The 14,090-nt window shown below is 70.6% G+C and carries 12 protein-coding genes; 2 read left to right on the forward strand and 10 right to left on the reverse strand.

The features are described 5' to 3' along the window. Positions 1-32 precede the first annotated feature (32 nt). On the reverse strand, positions 33-1,322 hold the full coding sequence (locus ABTZ91_RS00610) for an LAETG motif-containing sortase-dependent surface protein (RefSeq protein WP_352074896.1): 1,290 nt from the start codon (positions 1,320-1,322) through the stop codon (positions 33-35). Between the two features lie 304 nt (positions 1,323-1,626). On the opposite strand from ABTZ91_RS00610, the gene fahA reads away from it, so the two are divergent. Continuing rightward, entirely contained in the window at positions 1,627-2,862 is a 1,236-nt protein-coding gene (gene fahA, locus ABTZ91_RS00615; protein WP_352074897.1) for a fumarylacetoacetase, read from the forward strand. Between the two features lie 9 nt (positions 2,863-2,871). Here fahA and ABTZ91_RS00620 read toward each other — a convergent pair whose 3' ends face one another. Both ABTZ91_RS00620 and ABTZ91_RS00625 read right to left on the reverse strand, forming a co-directional pair. Beyond that, on the reverse strand, positions 2,872-3,627 hold the full coding sequence (locus ABTZ91_RS00620) for a carbohydrate-binding protein (RefSeq protein WP_352075265.1): 756 nt from the start codon (positions 3,625-3,627) through the stop codon (positions 2,872-2,874). A 264-nt stretch (positions 3,628-3,891) separates the two neighbouring features. Further along, a complete protein-coding gene (locus ABTZ91_RS00625; protein WP_352074898.1) occupies positions 3,892-4,848 on the reverse strand; it encodes an AraC family transcriptional regulator in 957 nt (318 codons plus the stop codon). A 209-nt stretch (positions 4,849-5,057) separates the two neighbouring features. Here ABTZ91_RS00625 and ABTZ91_RS00630 point away from each other — a divergent pair, with 209 nt between their 5' ends. Continuing rightward, positions 5,058-5,615 (forward strand): hypothetical protein, encoded by a 558-nt coding sequence (locus tag ABTZ91_RS00630; RefSeq protein WP_352074899.1) that lies wholly within the window; start codon positions 5,058-5,060, stop codon positions 5,613-5,615. 119 nt (positions 5,616-5,734) lie between these two features. Here ABTZ91_RS00630 and nuoN read toward each other — a convergent pair whose 3' ends face one another. From nuoN to nuoH, 7 genes are read right to left on the reverse strand one after another with little or no spacing between them, the layout of a single operon-like run. Then, positions 5,735-7,384: an NADH-quinone oxidoreductase subunit NuoN gene (gene nuoN / locus ABTZ91_RS00635; RefSeq protein ID WP_352074900.1), complete on the reverse strand. Its 1,650-nt coding sequence runs from the start codon at positions 7,382-7,384 to the stop codon at positions 5,735-5,737. Beyond that, positions 7,381-8,985: an NADH-quinone oxidoreductase subunit M gene (locus tag ABTZ91_RS00640; protein WP_352075266.1), complete on the reverse strand. Its 1,605-nt coding sequence runs from the start codon at positions 8,983-8,985 to the stop codon at positions 7,381-7,383. Before ABTZ91_RS00640 ends, nuoN begins: the two co-directional genes overlap by 4 nt. A 5-nt stretch (positions 8,986-8,990) precedes the next feature. Next, the gene (nuoL, locus tag ABTZ91_RS00645; protein ID WP_352074901.1) at positions 8,991-10,931 is read right to left on the reverse strand and encodes an NADH-quinone oxidoreductase subunit L; all 1,941 of its coding nucleotides are present in this window, start codon (positions 10,929-10,931) and stop codon (positions 8,991-8,993) included. A gap of 10 nt (positions 10,932-10,941) precedes the next feature. Continuing rightward, a complete protein-coding gene (nuoK, locus tag ABTZ91_RS00650; protein WP_030214504.1) occupies positions 10,942-11,241 on the reverse strand; it encodes an NADH-quinone oxidoreductase subunit NuoK in 300 nt (99 codons plus the stop codon). After that, the gene (locus ABTZ91_RS00655; RefSeq protein ID WP_352074902.1) at positions 11,238-12,143 is read right to left on the reverse strand and encodes an NADH-quinone oxidoreductase subunit J; all 906 of its coding nucleotides are present in this window, start codon (positions 12,141-12,143) and stop codon (positions 11,238-11,240) included. Before ABTZ91_RS00655 ends, nuoK begins: the two co-directional genes overlap by 4 nt. Next, positions 12,140-12,757, reverse strand: coding sequence for an NADH-quinone oxidoreductase subunit NuoI (gene nuoI, locus ABTZ91_RS00660; RefSeq protein ID WP_352074903.1), 618 nt, complete (start codon positions 12,755-12,757; stop codon positions 12,140-12,142). Before nuoI ends, ABTZ91_RS00655 begins: the two co-directional genes overlap by 4 nt. Then, positions 12,750-14,078, reverse strand: a complete 1,329-nt coding sequence (gene nuoH, locus ABTZ91_RS00665; protein ID WP_352075267.1) for an NADH-quinone oxidoreductase subunit NuoH — start codon at positions 14,076-14,078, stop codon at positions 12,750-12,752. Before nuoH ends, nuoI begins: the two co-directional genes overlap by 8 nt. Positions 14,079-14,090: the final 12 nt, after the last annotated feature.

Here is a 14,090-nt window from a genome sequence, read left to right on the forward strand (position 1 = left end):
ACGGAATGCGGGCCCTTCAGCGCGCTGCGTTATCAGGCGTCCGCGCCGGCCTTACGGCGTCGCACGACGACCATCGCCCCGGCACCGAGCACCACGGCCGCGGCGCCCGCGAGGGCGATCGGCATCGTGGAGGAGTTCGAGCCGGTGTTGGCCAGGTTGCCACCGGTGGTCGAGCCGGTGGTGCCACCCGTCACGGCGGTGTTGGACTGACCGCCCTGCGGGGAGGTGTTGCCGTTGCCGCCGGTGGAACCGGTGCCCGGCTTGCCGGGCTTGCCCGCCTTGACGATGCCGAACTCCGCGTAGGAGCCCTCCTCGGACCAGCCGCAGGAGCCGTCCTTGTTCATGTAGGCGCCGCCGGCGACCACGATGCCGTCACCGGCCGGGGCCTTGGCGTCGACCGCGACCTTCAGCTTGAAGTCGAAGGACTTGCCCGGCTTGAGCGAGGAAAGGCTGGAGAAGCCCTTCTCCTCGTCGATCGCCTGCCACTTCGGGCTGGTGGCGGAGGACCAGGTCAGCTTGAGGTACTTGTCGAGGGCGTCGTCGAGGTTGAACGCCTCGGCGTAGCCGCCGACCTCACCGAGCTCGGTCTGGCCCTTGTTCGTGATGCGGAAGGTGAAGACGCCGCTGGTGCCGGCGGTGATCTTCTTCGGGCCGGTGAGGGAGGTGACGAGGTTCTTGTCGTCCTTGCACTCCTGCTCGCCCGGCAGCTCCTCCAGAGCCTCGTCGAGGGCCTTCTTGGCGGCGTCGAGCTCCTTGGCGGCCTTCTTCTTGGTCTTCTGGGCGTCGGCCAGCGCGGCGAAGGCGGCGACGGAGGCGTCGTCGTACGCCTTCTGCGCCGTCTTCGCCTCGGTGGCCTTCGCCTCGGCGTTGGTCTTCGCGGTGTCGGCGGCGGTCTGGGCGTCGGTGACCGCCTTCTCGGCCTCGGTCTTCTTCTCGGGCGTGGCGTCGGCGGGCAGCTCGGCCAGCGCCTTCTGCGCGTCGGCCAGCTTCTGGTCGGCGAGCACCTTGGCGGCGGCGGCCTCCTCGGACGCCTTCTTGGCGTCGGTGGCGGCCTTCCTCAGCGGGTGGTCGGCGTTGTCGAGCGCCTCGACGGCCTCCTGCGCCTTCCCCTCGGCGATGACCGCCGCGTCGTACGCGGCCTGCGCCTTGGTGACGGCGCGGCGCAGCTCCTCGACGGTCTGGTTCTGGTCCTTGTTCTGGTCCTGCGTCTGGGCGGGCGTGGTCGGCTTCGTGTCGGCGAAGGCCGGCGCGGCGGAAAGCAGGACGACCGGCGTGGTCACGGCGGCGGCCACGGCGGTCGCGAGAATACGGCGGATCTTCAAGGTGGACCTTTTCTGGTCGGGCGAAGATGAAAAGCGGAAACGGAGTTGTGGGGCCACGCCAGCGGATACCTCACGCGGCGCGGCGCACCGCGATCGTATGACCGGAATAAGGGCCCGGAATAGCGGTATTGACGAGTCCACCTCACGCGCCCCACGCCACAGCGCCTTCACAGCAGTCACAAACCCCGTGAAGCCGGACAGTTGCCCACGGAGGCCGCACTTTCTGTGTGACACATGTCATCCGCGCCTCGGCGGCCGACCCGTAACGTGTCCCCCACACACCCGGAAAGCGAGGCAAGCACCGATGCCCGAGCAGAGCAGCCCGCTCGACCTGCCCGAGGGCGACCCCTTCGGCCCGCACAACCTTCCGTACGGCGTCTTCTCCACCGCCGACGAGCCCGACCGGCGCCGGCTCGGCGTCCGGATCGGCGGGCACGTGCTCGACGCGGGGGCCGCGGCGCACGCGCTCGGGTCGCCGTATGCCGCGCTGCTCGCGCAGCCCAGCCTCAACCCGCTGCTCGCGGCCGGCCGCACCGCCTGGCGCGATGTCCGGCGGGCGCTCACCGGCTGGCTGACCGTGCCCGCGCACCGGCCCGTCGTGGAGCCGCTGCTGCACCCGCTGGACGCGGTCACGCTGCACCTGCCGTACGAGGTCGCGGACTACGTCGACTTCTACGCGAGCGAGCACCACGCCACCAATGTCGGCCGCATCTTCCGCCCGGACGGCGAGCCGCTCACCCCGAACTGGAAGCACCTGCCGATCGGCTACCACGGCCGCTCCGGCACCGTCGTGGTCTCCGGCACCGACGTCGTCCGCCCGGCCGGACAGCGCAAGGCGCCCAGCGACCCGGCGCCGGTCTTCGGGCCCTCGGTCAAGCTGGACATCGAGGCGGAGGTCGGCTTCCTGGTCGGCACCCCGTCCGAGCTGGGCCGCCCGGTCGCGCTCGGCGACTTCCGCGAGCACGTCTTCGGACTGACCCTGCTCAACGACTGGTCGGCGCGGGACATCCAGGCCTGGGAGTACGTGCCGCTCGGCCCGTTCCTCGGCAAGTCCTTCCAGACCTCCGTCTCGGCCTGGGTGACCCCGCTGGAGGCCCTGGACGCCGCCCGCGTCGCCCCGCCGGCGCGTGACCTCCCGCTGCTGCCGTACCTGGACGACTCCGGCGAGGAGGAGCCCGGCGGCTTCGACCTGCGGATCACCGTCACCATCAACGGCGAGGTGGTGGCCGAGCCACCGTTCTCCACCATGTACTGGACGGCCGCCCAGCAGCTCGCCCACATGACCGTCAACGGCGCCTCCCTGCGCACCGGCGACCTCTACGGCTCCGGTACGGTCTCGGGCCCCGAGGTCGGCCAGCGCGGCTCGCTGCTCGAACTCACCTGGAACGGCCGCGACGCCCTCGAACTGGCCGACGGCAAGCGGACGTTCCTGGAGGACGGCGACGAGGTCACGCTGACCGCCTGGGCCCCGGGACCGGACGGCACCCGGGTCGCCCTCGGCGAGGTCACCGGCCGGATCGCGCCGAACCCGGCCGGCTAGGACCGGGACTCAGACCGCCCGCCACAGCGCGGGCACCGACGGCGGTTCCCAGCCGGGCTGGGCCGTGTGCGCCTGGAGGCACACATAGCCCCGCCCGGCGTACGTCACCGCGTCCCCCGCCCGGTATGCGGTGCCGACCGCCCACGTACCGCCGGGCGAGGTCTGCGTGGGCGTGGGCGTCGGGGTCGGCCCCGGGTCCTGCGGCACGTCCAGGACGAAGTCGAAGGCCGCCTGCTTCGCCCCGCCCGCGTCCCGCACGCCCATCAGCAGCCGCGCGTCGAAGATCGGGTCCGTGGTGTTGCGCGGTTCGCCCGGGAAGTACAGCTGCGTGGTGAGCACGGGCCGTCCCGGCGCCTGCACCTTGACGTGGATGTGTCGGGTGCGGCCCGGATAGAGGCCCGGCACGATCGTGTCCAGGCGGAAGGCGCCGTCCGCGCCGGTGAACTGGTGGCCCCGGAAGCGGAACCCGGTGTTGTCGTAGGCGCCGTTCACATCGGCCTGCCAGAAGTCGAGCAGCACCCCGGCGATCGGCCGGCAGGCCCGCCCGAAGACCCAGCCGCTGACGGAGAGCCGCGTCCCGGGCGTGCCCGGCTCCACCAGACTGGTCCGGCGCGGGGAGTTGGGCTTGAAGTACGGCCCTTCCATCTGCGGCGGCGTCGGGTCGTCGCCGTCGTCGCACGCCGGGGTGAGCGCGGGCGCGCCCGTACCGTCGGTGAGGGTACGGGCGAGCGCCGGGACGCCCATGAGCACGGCCGGTGCGGCCATGCCGGCCGCGAGCGCGGCGCGCAGGACCGCCTTGCGGGTGACGTGCCCGGTCCCGGTGTGGGTGCCGGTCCCGGTGTGGGTGCCGGTGTGGGTGCCGGTGCCGGTGTCGGTGGCACCCGTGCCGGAGCCGGTCCGGGTGCCCGTGGGGGTGCCGGCCTGGGTGCCCGTCGGGGTGCCGGTGCTGGTCTCGCTGTTCCTGCGGCTGTCCATGCCTGCTGCTCCTCGTGTGGGGTCGGGGTGCGGGGCGAAGGTGCGAGCAGAAACCTAGGCCCGGCCGGCTTCCGCTTCGATGGACGGAGCGCGGCGGTCGTGGTGTTTCCGGAAGTCCCCCGGGCTCATCCCGGTCTCCCTGCGGAAAAAGCGGCAGAAGTACGCGGGGTCGTCGAAGCCGGTCCTCACCGCCACCTGCCGGACGGACAACTCGGTGCGGGCCAGCAGGCGTTGTGCCTCCCGCGTGCGGGCCTCCCGGAGCAGGCTGCCCGGCGTGCGGCCGAGGGCCGCCCGTACCGCCTCGGTGAGATAGCCGGGCGTGACCCCGATCCGTTCGGCGCACTCCCGTACGGACCGCGGCCCCCCGGCCGCTCCGTCCGCCGCCGTACGGGCGAGCAGCCGGGTGAAGGCCTCGGCGACGGCCGCGTACCGGCCGGGCGGGGGCTCCTGCCCGGCCGCCGGCCCCGCGGGTCCGCCGAGCCGGGCCGTACGGACGAGGAGGACGTGCAGCAGGGAGCGGAGCACCGTGGCGAAGCCGGTGTCGCCGTGGCGGTACTCCTCGGCGAGTTCTGCGATCAGGCGGGCGGTGCGGGCGTGGGCGGCCGGGTCGAGGCGGAGCCAGGGGCGTTCGCCGATGCGGCGCAGCAACTCCTGGTCACCGGGGTGGTCGACGAGGAACTCGGGGGTGAACAGCACCACGGAGCCGTCGAGTTCCCGGACGTCCTCCCAGTGGTGGAGCTGGCCGGGCAGGATCAGGCCGAGGTGGGGCGGGCGGAGCTCCCAGCGGGCGAGGTCCACGACATGGGTGCCGCTGCCGCGGGTGACGTGGACGATCTCGTAGAAGGTGTGCCGGTGCGGGAAGTCGGCCCGGGACATCGGGCCGATGGTGTCGAAGGTCCCGACGGCGAACGGGACGTCGTCCGGCAGCCGCACCTCCAGGCGGTGGACGGGCGGTTGGCCCTTTCTCGGTGTGACGCACGGGGTCCCCGGTAAGGCCGTGGTGCCGCGCATCGCGCCGCTCCCTTCTCCTCGACTGGTACAGACCATTGGGTTTCACGATGGCACGCGGCGGCCCTGCGGGACACCCCCCAATGGGTCACCCGGCGTGCGCCGACCCCACACCGAGGGTGACGCTGCTGGAGGTGGCGGGCGTGGGGAGAGCCCGCCGACGACAGGCGCCCCGCACAGGGCGCGCCCACCCTCCCAAGGAGCAGACACACATGTCCGCACGACCCCGCCCCCTCATGGCCGCTCTCGCGCTGGCCGCCGTCACCTCGCTGGCCCTGGGGGCCGCCCCGGCCGCCACGGCTGATCCCGCCCCGAAGCCGGCGGGCAAGGACTGGCCGCACCCGGACCTGAAGAGGACGTACGAGGCCACCAAGAAGTACAAGTCGGAACAGGCGGCCATCGCCGACGGCTACCTCCGCACCGACGAGTGCGTGGAGGACCCGGAGCTCGGTGGCATGGGCTACCACTACGTGAAGCCCGCGTACGTCGGCTCGACGGACCCGACGAAGCCGGCCGCCGTGCTGTACGAGGAGGACCACAAGACCGGCAAGCGCGAGCTCGTCGCGGTCGAGTGGGTCGTCCCCAACACCGGTCAGCCCCGGCCGACGCTCTTCAACCGGGGCTTCGACGGGCCGTTCGACTTCGAGCCCGTGGGGCCGCACTACTCGCTGCACGCCTGGATCTTCAAGAAGAACCCGAGGGGCGTCTTCGCCCCGTTCAACCCGCGGGTCCACTGCACGCCGTGCCCTGAGGACCACCCGAAGGCGTAGGCGTACGACGAAGGGCCCGGATCCCGCCGTGACGGCGGGATCCGGGCCCTTCGGCCGTCCGGGACGGATCTCCTGGACGGACGTACGGATCGGGTGTACGGGTCGGGTGTAGGGGACCGCTAGCGCACGAACACGCTCGCCTGGTTCGCCAGGTCCAGGAAGTACTGCGGCGCGAAGCCGAGCGCCAGCGTGACCACCACACCGGCCGTGATCGCGACCGAGGTGAGGCCGGACGGCACGGCGACCGTGGGGCCGTCCGCCTTCGGCTCACTGAAGAACATCAGCACGATCACCCGGATGTAGAAGAACGCGGCGATCGCCGACGAGATGACGCCGATCACGACGAGCCCGGCCGCGCCGCCGTCCGCCGCCGCCTTGAAGACGGCGAACTTCCCGGAGAATCCGGAGGTCAGCGGGATGCCGGCGAAGGCGAGCAGGAAGACCGCGAAGACCGCCGCGACGAGCGGCGAACGGCGGCCGAGCCCGGCCCACTTGGACAGGTGGGTGGCCTCGCCGCCCGCGTCCCGCACCAGCGTGACCACGGCGAAGGCGCCGATCGTCACGAAGGAGTAGGCGCCCAGGTAGAACAGCACCGAGGAGACGCCGCTGGGCGTGGCCGCGATGACACCGGCCAGGATGAACCCGGCGTGGGCGATCGACGAGTAGGCGAGGAGCCGCTTGATGTCGGTCTGGGTGATCGCGACGATCGCGCCGCCCAGCATGGTGACGATGGCGACCGCCCACATGACCGGCCGCCAGTCCCAGGTGAGGCCGGGCAGCACCACGTACAGCAGGCGCAGCATGGCGCCGAAGGCGGCGACCTTCGTCGCGGCGGCCATGAAGCCGGTGACGGGGGTCGGGGCGCCCTGGTAGACGTCCGGGGTCCACATGTGGAACGGGACGGCGCCCACCTTGAACAGCAGGCCCATCAGCACCATGGCGAAGCCGATGAGCAGCAGCACGTCGTTGCCCATGGTGTCGGCGAGCGCCGGGTCGATCGCGGTGACGTCGCCGCTGACGACGCCCGCGATCGTCGCGTACGAGACGGAGCCCGCGTAGCCGTAGAGCAGGGCGATGCCGAAGAGCAGGAACGCGGAGGAGAAGGCGCCGAGCAGGAAGTACTTGACCGCGGCCTCCTGCGACATGAGCCGCTTGCGGCGGGCGACGGCGCACAGCAGGTAGAGCGGCAGCGAGAAGACTTCCAGGGCGATGAAGAGCGTCAGCAGGTCGTTGGCGGCCGGGAAGACCAGCATGCCGGCGACCGCGAACAGGGCCAGCGGGAAGACCTCGGTGGTGGTGAAGCCGGCCTTGACGGCCGCCTTCTCGTGGTCGCTGCCGGGGACGGCGGCGGCCTCGGCGGCGAAGGAGTCGACCTTGTGGCCGTGGCGGGCCGGGTCGAGCCTGCGCTCGGCGAAGGTGAGGATCGCGACGACCGAGGCGAGCAGGATGGTGCCCTGGAGGAACAGCGCGGGTCCGTCGACGGCGATGGCGCCCATGGCAGCGATGTGGGCCTTGGTGGAGCCGTAGCCGCCGGCGGCCAGGCCGACGACCGCGGCGAAGGCGGCGGCGAGGGCCAGGACGCTCAGGAACACCTGGGTGTAGTGGCGGCCCCGTCGCGGCACGAAGGCCTCGACGAGGACGCTGAGGACGGCCGCGCCGACCACGATGAGCACGGGCGACAGCTGGGTGTACTCGATGTGGGGCGCCGGGATCTTCTGGATCGGCTCGGCGGCCGTCGTCCACAGGGTGTGGACAGCCGTGGAACTCACTTGGCCGCCTCCAGGTTCTCGATCGGCACTGTGGGGCTGGGGTCCTTCTGCTGGACATCGGACATGGTGTGCCGCACCGCCGGGTTGACGACGTCCGTCAGCGGCTTCGGGAAGACCCCGAGGAAGATCAGCACCGCGATCAGCGGGGCGACCACCGCGAGCTCCCGGGCCCGCAGGTCCGGCATGGAGCGGTTCTCCTCCTTCACCGGGCCCGTCATCGTCCGCTGGTAGAGGACGAGGGTGTACAGCGCGGCGAGGACGATGCCGGTGGTGGCGATGATGCCGGCCACCGGGTAGCGGGCGAAGGTGCCGACCAGGACCAGGAACTCGCTGACGAACGGGGCGAGTCCGGGCAGCGACAGGGTGGCGAGGCCGCCGATCAGGAAGGTGCCGGCGAGCACCGGGGCGACCTTCTGCACCCCGCCGTAGTCGGCGATGAGCCGCGAGCCGCGCCGGGAGATCAGGAAGCCGGCGACCAGCATCAGCGCGGCCGTCGAGATGCCGTGGTTGACCATGTAGAGCGTCGCGCCGGACTGGCCCTGGCTGGTCATCGCGAAGATGCCCATGATGATGAAGCCGAAGTGGGAGATCGACGCGTAGGCCACCAGGCGCTTGATGTCCCGCTGGCCGACGGCGAGCAGCGCTCCGTAGACGATGCTGATCAGCGCGAGGGCGATGACCACCGGCGTGGCCCACTTCGACGCCTCGGGGAAGAGACCGAGGCAGAAGCGGAGCATCGCGAAGGTGCCGACCTTGTCGACGACGGCGGTGATGAGGACGGCGACCGGGGCGGTGGCCTCCCCCATCGCGTTGGGCAGCCAGGTGTGCAGCGGCCACAGCGGCGCCTTCACCGCGAAGGCGAAGAAGAAGCCGAGGAACAGCCACCGCTCGGTGGCGGCCGCCATCTCCAGGGAGCCGTTGGCCCGGGCCTCGGCGATCTCCGTCAGGGAGAAGTTGCCGGCGACGACGTACAGGCCGATGACCGCGGCCAGCATGATCAGGCCGCCGACCAGGTTGTAGAGCAGGAACTTGACCGCCGCGTAGGAGCGCTGGGCCGCCGCGTTCTCGTCGGAGCCGGCGTGCGCGCGGTCGCCGAAGCCGCCGATGAGGAAGTACATCGGGATCAGCATGGCTTCGAACAGGATGTAGAAGAGGAAGACGTCGGTGGCCTCGAAGGAGAGGATCACCATCGCCTCGACCATGAGGATCAGGGCGAAGAAGCCCTGGGTGGGCCGCCACCGCTTCGAGGAGGTCTCCAGGGGGTCGGCGTCGTGCCAGCCGGCCAGGATGACGAACGGGATGAGCAGCGCGGTGAGCGCGATCAGCGCCACCCCGATGCCGTCCACGCCGAGTTCGTAGCGGACGCCGAAGTCCTTGATCCAGGAGTGCGATTCGACGAGCTGGTACCGGTCGCCGCCGGGCTCGAACCGTACGAAGACGACGGCGGCGAGCGCGAGCGTGGCGAGCGAGACGAGCAGCGCGAGCCACTTGGCGGCGGTGCGGCGGGCCGCGGGGACGGCGGCGGTGAGGATCGCACCGGCCGCCGGCACCGCCGCCGTCACCGTGAGGAGCGGGAAGCCCGCGTTGACCACTTGGGACATGACAGTCACACCGCCCTCATCAGCAGGGTCGCGGCGATGAGCACCGCCGTACCTCCGAACATGGAGACCGCGTACGACCGGGCGTAGCCGTTCTGGAACTTGCGGAGCCGGCCGGACAGCCCGCCGACCGAGGCCGCGGTCCCGTTGACCACCCCGTCGACGAGGCTGTGGTCGACGTAGACGAGGGAGCGGGTCAGGTGGGTGCCGCCGCGGACGAAGACGACGTGGTTGAAGTCGTCCTGGAGCAGGTCGCGGCGGGCGGCCCGGGTGAGCAGCGAGCCGCGCGGGGCGACCACCGGCACCGGGCGGCGCCCGTACTGGAGGTACGCGATGCCGACGCCGAGGACCATGACGGCGACGGTGGAGGCGGTGATGGCGGCGGCGCCGATCGGCGGGTGGCCGTGCTCGAAGGAGGTGACGGGCTCCAGCCAGTGCACGAACCGGTCGCCGATGCCGAAGAAACCGCCGGCGAAGACCGAGCCGAAGGCGAGCAGGATCATCGGGATGGTCATGGACTTCGGGGACTCGTGCGGGTGGGGCATGGTCCCGGCCGCGTGGTCCGCGGCCGGCTCGGCGCTGGGCGCCTTGTCCGCGTCCGGCGCGGGCTGCCAGCGCTTCTCGCCGAAGAAGGTCAGGATCATCACGCGGGTCATGTAGTACGCGGTGATGGCGGCGCCGAGCAGGGCGACGCCGCCGAGGATCCAGCCCTCGGTGCCGCCCTTGGCGAAGGCCGCCTCGATGATCTTGTCCTTGGAGAAGAAGCCGGACAGGCCCGGGAAGCCGATGATGGCGAGGTAGCCGAGGCCGAACGTGACGAAGGTGACCGGCATGTACTTCCTCAAGGCCCCGTACTTGCGCATGTCGACCTCGTCGTTCATGCCGTGCATGACCGAACCGGCGCCGAGGAAGAGCCCGGCCTTGAAGAAGCCGTGGGTCACCAGGTGCATGATCGCGAAGGCGTAGCCGATGGGGCCGAGGCCGGCCGCGAGGATCATGTAGCCGATCTGCGACATCGTGGAGCCGGCCAGCGCCTTCTTGATGTCGTCCTTCGCGCAACCGACGATCGCACCGAAGAGGAGCGTGACGGCGCCGACGATGGTGACGACCAGCTGGGCGTCGGGCGCGGCGTTGAAGACGGCGGCGGAGCGGACGATCAGATAGACACCGGCGGTGACCATGGTGGCGGCGTGGATGAGGGCGGAGACCGGGGTCGGGCCCTCCATCGCGTCGCCGAGCCAGGACTGCAGCGGCACCTGGGCGGACTTGCCGCAGGCCGCGAGGAGCAGCATCAGGGCGATCGCGGTCAGCGTGCCCTCGCTCGTCTCGCTCGCCGAGCTGAGCACGGGGCCGAAGGCGAAGGTGCCGAAGGTGGTGAACATCAGCATGATCGCGATCGACAGGCCCATGTCGCCGACCCGGTTGACCAGGAAGGCCTTCTTGGCGGCGGTGGCCGCGGAGGGCTTGTGCTGCCAGAAGCCGATCAGGAGGTACGAGGCGAGGCCGACGCCCTCCCAGCCGAAGTAGAGCAGCAGGTAGTTGTCGGCGAGGACGAGCAGCAGCATCGCCGCGACGAACAGGTTGAGATAGCCGAAGAAGCGGCGGCGGCGCTCGTCGTGCGCCATGTACCCGATCGAGTACACGTGGATGAGCGTGCCGACGCCGGTGATCAGGAGCACGAAGGTCATCGACAGCTGGTCGAGCTGGAAGGCGAGGTCCGCCTGGAAGCCCTCGACCGGGATCCAGCTGAACAGCCGCTGGTGCAGGGCCCGGTCGTCGGCGCTCTTGGAGAGCATGTCGGCGAACAGGACCAGGCCGATGCCGAAGGAGACGGCGGCGAGCAGGGTGCCGAGCCAGTGCCCGGCCTTGTCGAGCCGCCGGCCGCCGCACAGCAGCACGGCCGCTCCGAGCAGGGGCGCCGCGACGAGCAGCGCAATGAGGTTGTCCACGGTCAGCCCCTCACAGCTTCATCAGGCTGGCGTCGTCGACCGAGGCCGAGTGACGGGCACGGAAGACGGACACGATGATCGCGAGTCCCACGACGACCTCCGCGGCGGCCACGACCATCGTGAAGAAGGCGATGATCTGGCCGTCGAGGTTGCCGTGCATGCGGGAGAAGGCGACGAACGCGAGGTTGCAGGCGTTGAGCATCAGCTCGACGCACATGAAGACCACGATCGCGTTCCGCCGGATCAGCACCCCGGCCGCGCCGATGGTGAACAGCAGGGCGGCGAGATACAGGTAGTTGACGGGATTCACCGGGTGGCCTCCTCTTCGTCCCGAGCCGAGTCGCGAGCCGAGTCCCCAGTCGCGCCCTGGGCCGAGTCCCGGACCTTGTCCCGGATGTCGCGGACGTCCTCCCGGTCCCGGCCGAGGCGCTCCTCTGCGCGCTGCTCCAGGGCCTTGAGGTCGGCGAGCGCCTCCGTGGACACGTCGCGGACCTGGCCGCGCTTGCGGAGGGTGGAGATGACGGTGAGCTCGGATGGGGTGCCGTCGGGCAGCAGACCGGCGATGTCCACCGCGTTGTGCCGGGCGTAGACGCCGGGCGCCGGGAGCGGCGGCAGGTGCTTGCCTTCCCTTACACGCTGCTCGGACAGCTCGCGCTGGGTGCGGGCGCGTTCGGTGCGCTCGCGGTGGGTGAGGACCATGGCGCCGACGGCGGCGGTGATCAGCAGGGCGCCGGTGATCTCGAAGGCGAGGACGTACTTGGTGAAGAGGAGGGCGGCGATGCCCTCCACGTTCCCGCCGTGGGCGGTGTTGGCCGCGCCCAGGCCGTTGAACTCGGTCAGCGCGGCCTGGCCGATGCCGGCGACGAGCAGGACGCCGAAGCCGAGGCCGCAGGCCGCGGCCCACCAGCGCTGCCCCTTGATGGTCTCCTTCAGCGAGTCGGCGGCGGTGACGCCGACCAGCATGACCACGAAGAGGAAGAGCATCATGATCGCGCCGGTGTAGACGACGATCTGGACGACGCCGAGGAAGTAGGCGCCGTTGGCGAGGTAGAACACCGCCAGGACGATCATGGTGCCGGCGAGGCAGAGCGCCGAGTGGACGGCCTTCCTCATGAGGATCGTGCACAGCGCGCCGACGACGGCGACGGTGCCGAGGACCCAGAACTGGACGGCCTCGCCGGTGGAGGTGAGGGAGGCGGCGAGCGCGCTCATCGGCCGACCACCTTCCCCGACGCCGGTTCGGCCTCGCCGAAGGTGGACTCGCCCTCCTGCACCACCTCGCCCTTGGAGACGGCGGTCTGCCGGACGGTGCCGGGCGCGGCCTCGGTGACCAGGCCCCGGTAGTAGTCCTGCTCGTCCATGCCGGGGTAGATGGCGTGCGGGGTGTCGACCATGTTCTCGTCGAGGCCCGCGAGCAGCTGCTCCTTGGTGTAGATCAGGTTCTCGCGGGAGGAGTCGGCCAGCTCGAACTCGTTGGTCATCGTGAGCGCGCGCGTGGGGCACGCCTCGATGCACAGTCCGCACAGGATGCAGCGGGCGTAGTTGATCTGGTAGACCCGCCCGTACCGCTCGCCCGGGGAGTAGCGCTCCTCGTCGGTGTTGTCGGCGCCCTCCACGTAGATGGCGTCGGCGGGGCAGGCCCAGGCGCACAGCTCGCAGCCGACGCACTTCTCCAGACCGTCGGGGTGACGGTTGAGCTGGTGCCGGCCGTGGAAGCGGGGCGCCGTCGTCTTCTGCTGCTCCGGGTACTGCTCGGTCAGCCGCTTCTTGAACATGGCCTTGAAGGTCACGCCGAAGCCGGCCACCGGATTCTGGAAATCAGACACCGTCCGTCTCCTTTCCATCACTCGCAGTAGCAGTATCGGGGCCACCACTGACAATCAGCTCCCGCTCGTGGCGGGGCCGTCGCCGCGGTACGGGCGGCAGGGACTGTCCGGGCTTGGGCGGTACGGGGAAGCCGCCGGCCATCGGGTCGAACGCGCCGGTCTCCTCGGGCACCGGCTCGGCCCCCTTCGCCTTGCGGTCGCGGAAGACGTCGGCGACGAAGGAGAGCAGCAGCACCGCGAGGACCGCCCCGGCGACGTACAGCACGATCGTCTGGAAGTCGTAGTTCTCGTTGCGCAGTGCCCGGACGGTGGCGACCAGCATCAGCCAGACCACCGAGACCGGGATGAGGACCTTCCAGCCGAGCTTCATCAGCTGGTCGTAGCGGACGCGGGGCAGGGTGCCGCGCAGCCAGATGAAGAAGAACAGCAGCAGCTGGACCTTGAGGACGAACCAAAGCATCGGCCACCAGCCGTGGTTGGCGCCCTCCCAGAAGGTGCTGATCGGCCACGGGGCCCGCCAGCCGCCCAGGAACAGGGTCACGGACACGGCCGAGACGGTCACCATGTTCACGTACTCGGCGAGCATGAACATCGCGAACTTGATGGACGAGTACTCGGTGTTGAAGCCGCCGACCAGGTCGCCCTCGGACTCCGGCATGTCGAAGGGGGCGCGGTTGGTCTCGCCCACCATGGTGACGACGTAGATGATGAAGGAGACCGGCAGCAGCACGATGTACCAGCGGTCGGCCTGCGCCTCCACGATCGCCGACGTCGACATCGACCCGGAGTAGAGGAAGACGGAGGCGAACGCGGCGCCCATCGCGATCTCGTACGAGATCATCTGCGCGCAGGACCGCAGTCCGCCGAGCAGCGGGTAGGTGGAGCCGGAGGACCAGCCGGCGAGGACGATGCCGTAGATGCCGACGGAGGCGACCGCGAGGACGTACAGCATCGCGATCGGCAGGTCGGTCAGCTGCATCGCGGTGCGGTGCCCGAAGATCGACACCTCGTTGCCGGCCGGGCCGAACGGGATCACCGCGATCGCCATGAAGGCGGGGATGGCGGCGACGATCGGGGCCAGGACGTAGACCACCTTGTCGGCCCGGCGGACGATCACGTCCTCCTTCAGCATCAGCTTGATGCCGTCGGCGAGCGACTGGAGCATGCCCCAGGGGCCGTGCCGGTTGGGGCCGATGCGCAGCTGCATCCAGGCGACGACCTTGCGCTCCCACACGATGGAGAAGAGCACGGTCACCATCAGGAACGCGAAGCAGAAGACCGCCTTGATCGCGACGAGCCACCAGGGGTCCGTGCCGAACATGGAGAGGTCTTC

The sequence above is a fragment of the Streptomyces sp. NPDC126499 genome (assembly GCF_040302485.1).
Classification (GTDB): Bacteria; Actinomycetota; Actinomycetes; order Streptomycetales; family Streptomycetaceae; genus Streptomyces.